This window comes from Acidobacteriota bacterium (assembly GCA_035471785.1).
Classification (GTDB): Bacteria; Acidobacteriota; UBA6911; order RPQK01; family DATIPO01; genus JANQFM01.
Genome location: DATIPQ010000010.1, coordinates 35,284 through 47,748 on the forward strand (window position 1 = coordinate 35,284; position 12,465 = coordinate 47,748).

General features: G+C 63.7%; 10 protein-coding genes. 1 reads left to right on the forward strand and 9 read right to left on the reverse strand.

Annotated features, from left to right (window positions below; translation table 11 throughout):
* Nucleotides 1-17: 17 nt before the first annotated feature.
* From VLU25_01550 to VLU25_01580, 7 genes are all read right to left on the reverse strand, one after another.
* A complete protein-coding gene (locus VLU25_01550; protein ID HSR66600.1) occupies nucleotides 18-656 on the reverse strand; it encodes a class II aldolase/adducin family protein in 639 nt (212 codons plus the stop codon).
* A gap of 3 nt (nucleotides 657-659) precedes the next feature.
* Nucleotides 660-1,526, reverse strand: coding sequence for a MurR/RpiR family transcriptional regulator (locus tag VLU25_01555; GenBank protein ID HSR66601.1), 867 nt, complete (start codon nucleotides 1,524-1,526; stop codon nucleotides 660-662).
* Nucleotides 1,519-2,592, reverse strand: coding sequence for an aldose 1-epimerase family protein (locus VLU25_01560; protein HSR66602.1), 1,074 nt, complete (start codon nucleotides 2,590-2,592; stop codon nucleotides 1,519-1,521). Before VLU25_01560 ends, VLU25_01555 begins: the two co-directional genes overlap by 8 nt.
* Nucleotides 2,589-5,612: an alpha-L-rhamnosidase C-terminal domain-containing protein gene (locus VLU25_01565; protein HSR66603.1), complete on the reverse strand. Its 3,024-nt coding sequence runs from the start codon at nucleotides 5,610-5,612 to the stop codon at nucleotides 2,589-2,591. Before VLU25_01565 ends, VLU25_01560 begins: the two co-directional genes overlap by 4 nt.
* Nucleotides 5,609-6,685, reverse strand: a complete 1,077-nt coding sequence (locus VLU25_01570) for a Glu/Leu/Phe/Val dehydrogenase dimerization domain-containing protein (GenBank protein HSR66604.1) — start codon at nucleotides 6,683-6,685, stop codon at nucleotides 5,609-5,611. The genes VLU25_01565 and VLU25_01570 overlap by 4 nt, the downstream gene beginning before the upstream one ends.
* Nucleotides 6,666-7,628, reverse strand: coding sequence for a thiamine pyrophosphate-dependent dehydrogenase E1 component subunit alpha (locus tag VLU25_01575; protein ID HSR66605.1), 963 nt, complete (start codon nucleotides 7,626-7,628; stop codon nucleotides 6,666-6,668). The genes VLU25_01570 and VLU25_01575 overlap by 20 nt, the downstream gene beginning before the upstream one ends.
* Before the next feature lie 188 nt (nucleotides 7,629-7,816).
* A complete protein-coding gene (locus VLU25_01580) occupies nucleotides 7,817-8,599 on the reverse strand; it encodes an SDR family NAD(P)-dependent oxidoreductase (GenBank protein HSR66606.1) in 783 nt (260 codons plus the stop codon).
* A 61-nt stretch (nucleotides 8,600-8,660) separates the two neighbouring features.
* Between VLU25_01580 and VLU25_01585 the strand changes: the two genes are divergently transcribed.
* A complete protein-coding gene (locus VLU25_01585; protein HSR66607.1) occupies nucleotides 8,661-10,151 on the forward strand; it encodes a hypothetical protein in 1,491 nt (496 codons plus the stop codon).
* A 78-nt stretch (nucleotides 10,152-10,229) separates the two neighbouring features.
* Here VLU25_01585 and VLU25_01590 read toward each other — a convergent pair whose 3' ends face one another.
* Both VLU25_01590 and VLU25_01595 read right to left on the reverse strand, forming a co-directional pair.
* A complete protein-coding gene (locus VLU25_01590) occupies nucleotides 10,230-11,072 on the reverse strand; it encodes an SMP-30/gluconolactonase/LRE family protein (GenBank protein HSR66608.1) in 843 nt (280 codons plus the stop codon).
* Nucleotides 11,073-11,087: 15 nt separating this feature from the next.
* Nucleotides 11,088-12,410 (reverse strand): amidohydrolase family protein, encoded by a 1,323-nt coding sequence (locus VLU25_01595; GenBank protein ID HSR66609.1) that lies wholly within the window; start codon nucleotides 12,408-12,410, stop codon nucleotides 11,088-11,090.
* Nucleotides 12,411-12,465 lie beyond the last annotated feature (55 nt).

A 12,465-nucleotide genomic window follows, 5' to 3' on the forward strand; every position in this document is an offset into this window, starting at 1 on the left:
GAGGCGGCGGTCCTTGTCTACTCGGTGTTGCCGGCCGCTTGGCGGACGCTCAGCAGCCAGTCGAACTCCTCCTCGGGAAGCGAGTCGACCTTGCCCAACTGTCGGGCCCGGTAGAGCACGCTGGCGCAGAACTCGAGCTGTTCCAGGTAATTGAGGGCTTCTTCCAGGTCGGCGCCGAAGGTGACCGAGCCGTGGTTCTTGAGCAGGATGGCGTTGCGTCCTTCGACCAGTTCGCGGATGGCCGCGAACATGGCCTCTGTGGTGGGCCTTCCATAGGCGGCGATGGGGACGCGTCCCAGTTGGGCCACGACTTCGGGCAGCACGTCGTATTGCAGCTCCACGCCGGCCACGGCAAAGGCGGTGGCGTAGGGGGGATGGGCGTGAATGACGGCCCCGATGTGGGGGAACTCTCGATAGAGGCCCAGATGCATGGGCGTCTCCGAGGAAGGTCTGCCGGAGCATTGCCCGTCCAGAATGCGGACGCGCACCGGAGACTCGGGCCTCAGCGAACCCTTGCGGCAGCCGGCCGGCGTGATCAGGGCGTGCTCATCGTCGAGCCGGCAACTGATGTTCCCTGCGGTACTCTCGATGAAGTCCTTCTCTTCCAAGAGCCGTCCGATGTGGACGATTTGTCGCCGAAGATCGCTTTCCGACATCTTTCAGTCCTCTCTGAGCAGGTCGATGACGTAGTCTTCAAGGCGCGAGAGCACTCGGGCTTCCTGGTCCTTGAGCTTTTGGGCCATCAAGAAATATATGGAATCGATGATGGAGAGCTGGGCCGCCTGGGAGGTGATTTCGGCCACGTGGATGCGCTTCTGCTCGGAACTGGTCACCAGAGGGATCTGGGCCACCTGGATGAGCGGCGCATTGCTGTAGTTGGTAATGCACACAGTGGTGGCCCCGGATTCGCGGGCCACTTTCAGAGTGTCGATGATGGTGCGGGAAGATCCGGTGTGGGAGATGGCGAAGGCCACGTCTTTCTCTCCCAAACGGACAGCCGAGGAGATTTGCAGGTAGGGGTCGGAAAAAGCCTCGCTCTCAAGGCCCAGCAGGGCGAAGCGCGCCGCCGCGTCGCGGGCGATGAAACCCGAGGACCCCACCCCGTAAAAATGCACGCGCCTGGCCTTCATGCAGTTTTGGGCGGTGCGTACCAGATTGGAGTGGGAAACCACCTTGAGGGTATTCTTGAGCGTGGAGATGTTCTGCTCGAAGACCCAGTAGATCACCGACTCGGGATTGTCGCTCTTGAGGTCGGCGGAAAAGGGATCGGGTTCGCGGGCTCCCACGGCGTGAGCCAGGGCGATCTTGAAGCTGTTGAATCCCTGGTAGCCGATGCGCTTGGTGAAGCGGGTAATGGAGGCCGGGCTGACCTGGACCTGGTCGGCCAGTTCGTAGATGGTCAGGGCCAGCACCTCGGGAGCGTTGTCGACGACGTAACGGGCGATCTCCCCTTCTTTTCCGCTCAGGTTGGGCAGTTGCGAGTTGATGCGCAGCAGGCAGTCGGCGGCCGAGGAAATATTAGCCATCAGCATCCTCCACAATCAGGCGGCGGAGCTCCGCCAGGCGATCGGCGCCCTCGACCACTTCCAGTCGAATGTCGTAGTTGCGTTCCTCCCCGGGCTGCAAGAACTCCAGGGTGCCCCTTTTCCGCTCGGCTGCCCGCCCCTCGGTCAGGCAGTTGGCCGGTTCCAGGCCCAACGCGTAGACCCGGTCGTTAAAGCAGTTCCATTGAGCGAAGCGCGGCAGGCTGCGTGCGTCGAAGTCGACCATGGCGCCCAGTTCAAGCTGGTGGTTGACGACTGCTGCCCGAGCCCGGCCTTGAGGCGTACGTTTCAGCTTATGATAGAACACGTCTTCCGAGAAGCCGGCCGCAGGCGCCGTTACCCGATCCCATTCCGCCAGGCGTTCATCCGAGGCGGAATCCCGGGCGGTCACCTCTTGGCTGGCCAGCAGCACCGAGGCCCCCTCGTCCACCAGCGGATAGCCGAAATTGAAGTGATAGAGGATCATATGAGGAGCCGGGGCCGGCCCTCGGTTGACCACCCGGTCGGAGATCTCCACCCGCGAGTCCCCCAGGCGGGCGCGGTAGGTGCGGTTCAGGGCGAGGCAGTATTCGAAGGGTTCGTTTTCCTCCACGCAGCCCGTGGCCTCGATGATGAACTCATCTCCCCGCCATCCGGCCGAACAGCCTACCCGGCGGGCCGGCTGATTGGCGATGCGCCCGTGCAGTCCCAACTGGCGACCTTGGTCCCGGCAGGGCGCGCCCGCCTGGGTCAGTCCGCAGGTGAACATCAGGCCTCCGCAGGCGCTGTCCAGGAACCCGGCCCCTTCTTCCCTGAAGTAGGAGGGATGGACCACGCCGGCCGGCGACAGCCAGCAAAGAGGATAGCCCCGATACTCGGCCAATCCGATGTCCATGCCGCGTCCGGCCAGTATCTGCAGCCGCAACCCGCCTCCGGTGCGGAAGTCGAGCGCTTCCACGCCCTCGCTGCGTCCGCCCTGCAGGCGGCTGCGCTCAACCCCAGCCAACTGCCACCAGTTGCGCACCTTGTCGCGGTCCTTGGAGGAAAACTGCCCGGGCGTGGATTTCATGATCCCTCCTCGGGCAGCAAACGGAAGAAGTAGCGGCCGCCCTCCGGCAGTTGGATGGAGATCCGTCCCTGCCTTCGCTGCCAGGGCAGATCGAGAAGCCGCAGTCCCTGATCGCTTTCCCGGTAGATCTGCAGGCGGAAGGAAGAGTAAAGGTCGGGCAGGAAAACGCTGGGCCGCTTGCCCGCCGGAGAGGCCAGCCGCAGACTGAAGGAGTCTTTCTCCCGTGTCCAGGACACGCTGATCTCGCCGCCGTCGCTGAGCGGCACCTTGCCGCGGGCCCAATCCAGGACGTCCCAGTGGTGGGGACGGACCTCGAATTGGGCGAAGACCGCCCGGCGCATCTGCACGCCCAGTACCATCTGCGGCAACAGGATGGAAGGCGCGCAGGCCCATCCGTGGGAGCGGCTGAAATGGGGCGTCCAGTACTCCCAGAAAGTGCCCGGCGGCGTCTCGGCCATCTTCAGCCAGCGCTTAAGCTGCCTCAGGGCATCCCGGTGGCGTCCGCCCTGGTAAAGCGTCTGCACGACGTAGTAGGAGAAGAAGGGTGTCGCAGACTGGACGATCTCGCGCTCCGGGTCGTGAATCTTATCCAGGATTGCCTGGCGGCGCTCTTCAGGGGCCACCCCGAAAAGTAGGGCCAGAGTATTGGCTTGCTGACTGACGACCTCAGAGAAGCGCCGGCCTTGACGGGAGTCCCGGTAAAGTCCCAGCTCGGGGTCCCAGAGCCGGCGGTTGATGGCTGCGGCCACCTGCCCGGCCGTGCTTCGAAAATCAGCGGCCGAGGCCTCGTCCTCCATGAGCCCGGCCAAGAGGGCGGCCCGGCGCAGCGCTTCAACGTAGTAGGCATTGAGCGCCGTCGACTCTCCGCGCAGGTCCAGTTGCGCCCAGTCTACCCAGAGAAGGTGGGGGAGATCGGCCAGAAGTCCCTCTTGGTTGCGATGCCCCTCAAACCACTGCATGGCGCGCAGCAGATAAGGATAGAGTTCCTCAACCAGCCCCCGGTCACCGCTGTAGCGGTAGTATTCCTCCAGCGAGAGGATCCACAAGGCCATGAACTCGGGCGCGACGGCAGGCTCGAAACTGGTGGGATAGGCGGCGTAGGTGATGCCTTCGGCGGTTTGGGACCGGGCGATGTCGCGCAATCCCTTGCGGACCAGCCGGGGATCCCCCGAGTGGTGGTAGTTGGCCAGGGCCTGTACCCGGGCGTCTCCCCACCACTGGGTGCGCTCGCGCCAGGGACAATCGATGAAGAGGTCCTCCATGCTCATGCGCAGGGTGTGGAACGAGGCCTGCCAGATGCGGTTCAGTTCAGGATCGGAGGAAGCAAACTCGCCCTGCTCATCCAGGGGATAGGTGGCCATGCGCAGAGCCGGCAAACGCAGCCGTACCGGTCCCTGAAACTCCCTCAACTCGACCTGCAGGTAGCGGAAAGCCCGCTTTTCGAAGAGTTCCCAATGGTTGCTGCCGGCGGCCGCCCGGTAGCGGTCGGCGTAATGGGAGGCGGCCCGGTAGGGATTGAGCGAGTTGCCATCCAGATGCTCGCTGTAGCCCACTTCGACCACACCCGGCCCCGGGCTTTCCAAAGCGAGGATGGGATAGCCGTTGACCTCGCGACCCAGATCGAAGACCAGGTAGAGGATCTCGTCCTGGTGGGCCCGAATCAGCCATTCTCCCTCTCCCTGCTGGCTGATTTTGTCCGACCCGGCCGCCTCGTGCAGAGAAGCCCGCATGACGCGGGCGATGCTCTCGATCTTGCGGGTGAAGGCAGCGGCGTCCTGCCAGCCGCCAAGGTCGAGATCACCCGCCAGGTAGCTCTTTTGCGGCGGATAGGCCTGATCGAAGTCCTTCCAGATCGGGAACATGCCCAGGATCTTGGTCTTCAGCCTGAGCGGATAGGGCCCGGCGAAGACCCAGGAAGGCGAGTCCGGCCCGCCGCTGCGAAAGCGGATGGGATCGGGGTCGCGCCAACTGATGGCCAAAGAGGTGCCGGCCACGGCCTTGACCAGAAGCCGGTTCCAGCCTCGGCTCAAATCAGCCTGAGCGGTCGCGGAGGCGCCTCCCGTCTCTCTTGGACGGTGGCGCAGGACCCTTCGGCCGCCTACCCAGAGGTCAAGATCACGGTCGGATTCCAGCGTCAGCGTAACGGTGCGGTCTTGGTCGCTGTGCAGCCGGCTGTAGAGGTAGACCAGGCGTCCGGGAGCTGTTTCGGGGCCGGCCCCGCCCACCGCAGGAGCCGAACCCAAGCGGGCCAGGTCGATGACGGTTTCCTGCAAGGTGGGGATGACGCGTCCCCAGGCGACGGCCCCGGTGGCGGTGACGATCTCGTCGGTCTCCAAGGGTATTTCGCGGGGCAGCAGCCGCTCGAAGGGCGGACGCCGGGGCGGTCCCACGGCCAGGGCTGGCGGCCAGGAAGAGTGGTCCAGAGCGGGCTGCGCCCAGCGCTTCTCGGAGGGATCGGCGGTTGCGTCGTAGACTTCGTTGAATCCCAGTTGCTGATTGATGCGCCGCGAACTGTCGAGGTGGTTGCGGCTGGGGCGCACCTTCCAGGAGGCATCGCTGTTCAGTCGCCAGGGATTGCCCTCGGGGGTCCCCGAGGCTTCCACCAGCAGCCCCGGCCTGCCGGGGATGTAGGAGAAGTGTCCCTCGCCCAGCCAGTGGACCTTGACGGCGATCAGGTTGCGTCCGGGACGCAGATGGCGAGCCGCCTCCTGGCCGTACTCGTCATAAGGTTTCCAGCGGGGATCGCTGCGCGCCGGTCCGCGGCCCACCGTGTGGCCGTTGACCGTCAGCAGGTAGAAGCTGTCGGCCGTGATGCGCAAACGAAAATCGTCGGGAACGGCCGGCAACTGAAAATCCTTGCGGAAATAGACGAAGAGATCCCTCTGGCGGGGAGGGTCGGAGAGCCAGATCCAGGTACTGTCCGCGAAAGGGTCGTCCAGGGACGCTCGGGAAGCCAAGCCCAGGGGCAGCCACATCATGAGGACCGTCAAGGCCCCGATGACCCGAATGAGACGCTTCACGATGTCTCCTTCCGCGCCTGACGGGCCGTCTCCAGGCGTTCTCGGGCCATGTGCAGGGCCGCCTTTTGAGTGGAAATGCCGTGTTCTAGGGAAATGTCGAGAAGGCGCTCGATGCGGTCGGGGATCTTGCGGATCTGCTCCTCGACGCGGTCGGCGTCGTATCCCTGCGGGTCGAGCATGGCCAGATTGTCGATGGCCCCCCCGGCATTGATCACGAAGTCCGGGAGATAAGCGATCTGGCGCTCATGGAGCCGCTCCGCATCGCCGTCCTGGCCCAGTTGATTGTTGGCGGAGCCGGCCACAACCCGGCAGCGCAAGCTCTCGACGGTGCGGCTGTTAAGAACGCCGCCCAAGGCGCAGGGGGCGAACACGTCACAGTCCGTGCGGTAGATTTCTTGAGGCTCGATCACCTCGGCTCCGAGTTGGCCCGCCGCTTCCTGAGCCTTGCCAGGGTCCACTTCGGAGACAACCAGACGCGCACCTTCGCGGGCCAGGGCCCGAGCCAGTTTCATGCCCACATGGCCCAGTCCCTGCACGGCTACTCGAACGCCCTCCAGATCGTCCTTGCCCACCACCCTGCGCAGACAGGCTTTCATGCCCAGGCGTACGCCTAAAGCCGTCTGAGCCGAAGTTTCGGGCTTGTCCATTCCGGCGGCGGGCAAGCCCACCACCCAGCGGGTGGTCTGGGAGATCCAGCGCAACTGCTCGTCGCCGGTACCCACGTCCTCGCCGGTCACGAAATGTCCCTGAAAACGGTCGATGAAGCGTCCCAGCGCCCGGTATTGCTCCCGGCGGGGAGCGGCTCCCGGCTCGGCCAGCATGACGATCTTGCCTCCGCCATTGTTGAGGCCCGCCGCCGAGCACTTGAGCGTCATGCCCTCGGAAAGCCTGAGGACGTCCTGCAAGGCCTCTTCTTCGTCGGCGTAAGCCCAGCGCCGGGTTCCCCCGGCCGCCGGACCTAAAGTGGTGTCGTGAAAGGCGATCAGGGCCCGCAGTCCCGACCCGCGGTCGCGACAAAAGTAAACGGCTTCATGCCCGCGTCTTTGAAGGCGGTCAAAGTAAGGAGTCTTCACGTTGCTCCCGCAGATGAGAGGGCAAGCGATCATAGACGCCCTCGAAAAGGGTTTCACGGTCAGGTGCACCGACCTCGGCGGCCCAATCGAAGTCCGCCTTCAATCGGGCTTCCATCTCTCCTCGCCGGCGGTCTTCTTCATCTTCCGCGAGAAGGCCGCTGTCGAGCAAGAAGCGCTTCATGCGCAAGAGCGGGTCGTGGCGGGCCCAGGACTCGCGCAGCCCCTCCGGCTGGTAGGCCGAAGGATCGTCCGAAGTGGAATGGGCGCCCAGACGGAACATGACGGCCTCGATCAGGGCCGGACGGTTGTGGCGGCGGGCGTTGCGGGCCAGCCGCCGACACTGGCAATAGACTTCAAGAAGGTTGGTGCCGTCCACCCTGACGCCTTCCAATCCATAGGCGCGGGATTTCCCCGCAATGTCTTCGGAGGCGGTCTGCATCTTCAGGGGCACCGAGATGGCCCACTGGTTGTTGCGGCAAAAGAAAAGGACGGGGACGCCGTAAACCCCCGCGAAATTCAAGCCCACGTGAAAGTCCCCGGTGGAGGTAGTGCCCTCTCCGAAATAGGCCACCGCCAATCCGGGCTTCTTCTGGATCTTCAGGCCCAAGGCATATCCGACGGCCTGGGGAATCTGCGTCCCTACCGGACTGGAGCCGCTGACCACGTTGATCTCGGCGGCGCTGAAATGGAGCGGCATCTGGCGTCCCAGCGCGGTGTCCCGGCGGTTGCCCAGGAGCTGGCAAAAAAAGGCCCGCGGGGAATAGCCGCGGTAAAAGGCGGCTGCCAGTTCGCGGTAGCTGGGAAAAATCACGTCCTCCGGGTGCAGGGCCGCGGCGGATCCCACCACAGCGGCTTCCTCTCCCGATGATCCCGCGTAGAAGGCCAGGCGTCCCTGCCGCTGCAAACGCAGGCACAGTTCGTCCACCAGGCGGGTCTTAAGCATGGCCCAGTAAGCCTGGAGCGGGTCAAACTCACCGTCCGCCTGCGCTTCTTCCAGCAAATCTCGAGAATAAGGCGTCAGCTCCGGCATAGAAGCGACCCCGGGTGTTTCCTGCATCGGCCGAGCCTAGTAGATATTGTTTCTCCTGTCAAGGAGTCGACGAAACTTAGTTTCTTATCATTCATGGATGCTTAGGTGGCGGTCCACCCCCCGTCTACGAAGAGCAGACTTCCCGTCACATAGGAGGCTTCCTGAGAAGCCAGAAAAAGAATGGCGGCGGCCGCTTCACGGCATTGGCCGATCCGCCTGAGGGCGGTTTTCTCTTCGATGTCGCGCCTGATTTCCGGCTGCTCCCGCAATACTTCAGCCACTGGCGGAGACTCGATGGATCCGGGACAAACCGCATTGACGCGGATGCCGTGGGGCCCGTAGTCCCAGGCCATGGCGCGTGTCAACTGGACCACGCCCCCCTTGGAGGCGATGTAAGGGGCGTAGTTGGGCTGGGCCACCACGGCCAGTACCGAAGCCGTGTTCACGATGCTGCCCCGGCCCGCTTTCATCATGAGGGGAAGGGCGGCCCGGCAACAATGGAACATTCCTGTCAGGTTGACGGACAAAGTCTTGTCCCAAGTTTCTTGCTGAACCTCGGTCACCGAGCCCGTTCCGTGCAGATAGGCGGCGTTGTTGCAAAGAATGTCCAAGCCTCCGAAGGTTTCCGCTGTTTGCTCGATCAGAAACCTCACGGCGGCGGCGTCCGCCACATCGGTGGGAATGAAGCGAACCAGGCCGCCCGCCTCCTCGATGAAATCCGCCGTGCGGCGCCCCCCTTCCCGGTCGATGTCGCCGATCACCACCGAGGCGCCCTCGGCGGCCAGCCCCTGGGCCGTGGCTTGGCCAATCCCCGAAGCGCCGCCCGTGACCACGGCCACGCAGCCGTCAAAGCGCCTGCGGGACGGAGTTGACTGAGATGCCATCTATTCTCCCCTTTCAATGCCCGCTTTCAATGCCGCCCTCCGATAGGCTATTATCGTCCTCATGAAACAAAGTTTCAAGCTTTTGTCCAGAAAAAAAGGGCCTCTCCGGGTCATGCGGGTGCTGCTGGCGCTGTTCGGACTGGTGCTGACGATGGGTTGCCTGCAGGCCCAAGAGCAGGCCGAGAGCAGCAAGACGCGCTTCGGGACGACCGCTTTCATGGCCTTTGAGGACAAGGACGGCTCTTTCCCCTTCGCCCGTCCGGCGCCCGCCGACCGCGCCATTTACCTGGATCTGGCCCGCCAAGCGGGCTTGACCGACCTTCGCGAAGCAGTCATGCAGTGGGGACTTGTGGAAGCGCAAAGGGGCGCCGAGTATGACTTCACCTCTGTGGACGACCTGGTGTTGCAGGCCGGTGAGCGGGGAATCGAGGTTCTGGGCATTTTCACCGGGCTTCCCGTGTGGGCCACCCTTCCCCCCGGCCAGCAAGGAGACGGACACGCCTTCAACATGTCTCCCCAGGACCCCCGCACCTGGCTTCCCCGCAGGGAGTTCGAGGCCGACTTCAGGGGATTCGTCTCAGCCGCCGTGCACCGCTACGGATCGACCTCGACGCTGCAGGGTCTTGAAAAGCCCATCCGCTACTGGGAGTTCTACAATGAAGTGGACGGGGGCTGGTGGCAGGATCCCGAACAGCATGCCTATTGGCTCAAGGCTTTCACGGAAGAAGTCAAAAAGGCCGATCCCCAAGCCCGCGTGGTGTTGGCAGGACTGGCTTCGGCCGCCATCCGGGTGGCCAATCCGCCCCACCGTCACAACCCGGCCTATCTGGAAGAGCTGCTCGACCAGGAAAACCTGAAAGGGCCGGGCTATCCCTATTTCGACGTGGTCAACCTGCACAACTATCCCATGATCTACGGCGGACGCCCCCTCTCGGGATCGGTGCTGGAGGCCTTCCGCAGCAACAATCCTCAACTCGAGGCCAAAGGCGTGCTGACGGGATACCAGCCGCTGCTGCACTCTCTGCAGGTGATGAAAGCCTACGTGCAGCGCGTGCTGGACGCTCGAAACCTGGAAATGCCGGTCTGGCTGACCGAAATCGGAGACGATTCCCGCTACACGGGCCGCCGGGAACAGGCCTCGCGGCTGGTCAAGTACCTGCTGCACGCCTCCTGGCTGGGCTTTCAGCGCGTCTATCAGTTCTGCCTCTATGACCTGGGCACCGAGGAGGGCCAGGGACAATGGGGTCTGGTGGAACTCAACCAACCCGGCAATCCCCCCGAAGCAAAGCCGGCTTTCCCGGCCGTCAAGACCTTCCTTCAGACCCATGCCCGCGCCCGCGGCGTGGAGCGGCTGGCTCCCGGGGTCTACCGGCTGGTCATGCAAGAGGGGCCGGACGCCTACTATCTCTGGCAGGACTCCAGGGCGCCCGCCCTGCTGCCGCCTGAGATCCGCGGCACCGTCCACACCGTCGACCTGGGGGGCCAGGCCCGGGACCGGCCGGCTCAGGATCTCAACCTGACCTCCGAGCCATTGCTGGTCATTCCCCAGTGAAATGTTCAGGGCCGCCGGTCCCTTCGTGAGTTGGCCGCTGAAAGTTGAAAGTAGTTGGAAGTCAGCCGGCTGAGGCGCTCATTGGGTCCCAGCCGGGCTCTGGGCAGCGCAGGTGAATCCCACCTCGAGGCGGTGGATGCTGTGGCGGCCGGCCACGGTGGCGTAGAGGGTGTCTTTCCACCAGCATAGGTTGGTCACGTCCCCTCCGGCCGGCAGTGAACCTACCAGGTTTCCCTGCTCGTCGAGGCAGTCCAGGGTGCCGTTTTTCCAGCGGGCCACCCAAAGGCGGGAGAACTCGTCGAACATGATGCCGTCCACCCCGTCGTTAGGGAACTCAAAGAGGATCCGCTTGCCTTTGACCCCTTGAACGGTCAGGTCATAGGCCAGGATCTTGCGGGTCACTGTCTCGGAGACGTAGAGGCGCTTTTGATCGGGTGAAACCGCGATGCCGTTGGGATAGAGCAGGTCTTCGTCCAGCCTCTGCACCGAGCCGTCGGGCCGGTATAGGTAGATCTTGCCCACCGGTTCCTGGAAGTTGTCGCCCGGATCGCTGAAGTAGAGGTTGCCGGCCTGATCGAAGCAGAGATCGTTGGGACCGTTGTAGGCCTCGCCCCGGTAGTCTCCGGTCAGCACCTCTTCCTCCCCTCCATCGAGGGGAAAGCGGACGATTCGCTTGAGACCGTAGTCGGTGGCCACGATCCCTCCCCGACCGTCGTATTTCAGGCCCAGCATCAGTCCTTCGGTGCGGCGCCAGACCTTGACCGTTCCCCCGCGATCGAGCCGTCCGATAGTGCCGTTCTCGACATAGTTGACGAAGTAGAGGTTGCCCTCGGGGTCGCAGATGGGCCCCTCGGCAAACTCGATGTTGGCCACCACGGGATAAGGTTCGAGATCGCTGGGAAAAAGGCTTGAATCTGACATAGGGACTGTCCTCCTTCAGGCGGCGAGGCGGTAGAGCCGTCGCGGCGAGTCGTAGAGAATCCAGCGGGCGAATCGCAGCGCGGATTTCTCGCAGAGGCTGCCCCCGGCCACCTTGTCCTCCAGCACTCGGGCGATGGAGCGTCGTGCCCAGTCCAAGTGGACCGCCAGCGATTCCACCAGGCGCGAATCGGCGCCAAAAGCGATGATTTTGACGGCCGGCACCATTTCCACGGCGTGCGAGAGCGTTTCCCGCGCCGCCTCGGGAGCCAGCGAGAAGATCCAGCTCAAGTTGAGATAAGCGTTGGGAAACATCTTGGCCAAGGCCACCGAAGAGAAGTGGTAGGGATAACCCGCATGGAGCAGTTCGAAATTCAGCTTCGGATAGCGCAGCAGGAGAGGGCTCAAGTGGCGGGGATCGGAGTGCTGCAGGACGTTGCCGTTGCCGGCCTGGAAGCCGACGTGAACCTGCAGCGCCAGGCCCAGCGGGGAGGCCAGTTGGCAGATGCGGTGCATGAGCAGGTCCTGCAGAGGACGTGCCCAGGGGACGTCCTGGCCCCGCAGGCCGGGATCGAAAGGCCGCCCAGGAGTTTGGCGCAAGCGCTGCAGGGCCCGCTCGGCCTCGACCGCAGAGGGATCTTCGGCTACTTGCAGGGTGCGGTAATAGGCCATGACCGACTTGAGCACGGCGGTCCGCGGACCGATGCGGGCGGCGAAGGCGGTCTCAAGGGCCCGCAGAAGATCGTCGAGACTATGCAGGGAGAGGTTGAACTCCTTCTCCAACTCCTCCAGGTCGCTGCTCGAGGCCATCCAGAGGAAGTCGTCGAAATTGGCCGTGTAGCGGTAGCGGGGATGGTCCTCCACCTCCCGCCAGCCCAGCCGATGGTGGGTTTTCAAGTAGTTGACCACCATGGTCTCGATTCCGCTCGCCCCTAAGACCTCTTCATACCAGTCGGGGCGGGCGCTTTTGCGAATGGCTTGGCCGAGCCGCCTCAGGCCCTCCCGATCGAAGCGCTCGACATTGAAAAAGCGCCGGGCCGCCTGCGCTTTGATCCTGGCCAAAGAGGTGTGGCTGACCCTCTCCCAAAAAGGCAGGAAGATCTCCACCTTCTCTTCTTCCCCGACCTCGGGGGAATAGAAACGCTCCAGTTGGCGGCGGGGCATTCCGGCGCTGACCATCTCGGGTCCCAGGTATTGTCCGAAGAGGTAGGAAAAGTCCTGCGCCCGGCGGTTCCGCTCGGCCAGAGGCATGAGATGCTCGTGGGAATCGATGACGGGGATCTCGGCCACCCGGGCCAGCAGCGGACTTCCCGCATTCCCTTCTGAAACTTGATTTCGCACTACGCTCTCCTGTTGACACTTGGTTTCACAGCCCCTATGATGGGCTGGTCTAAAC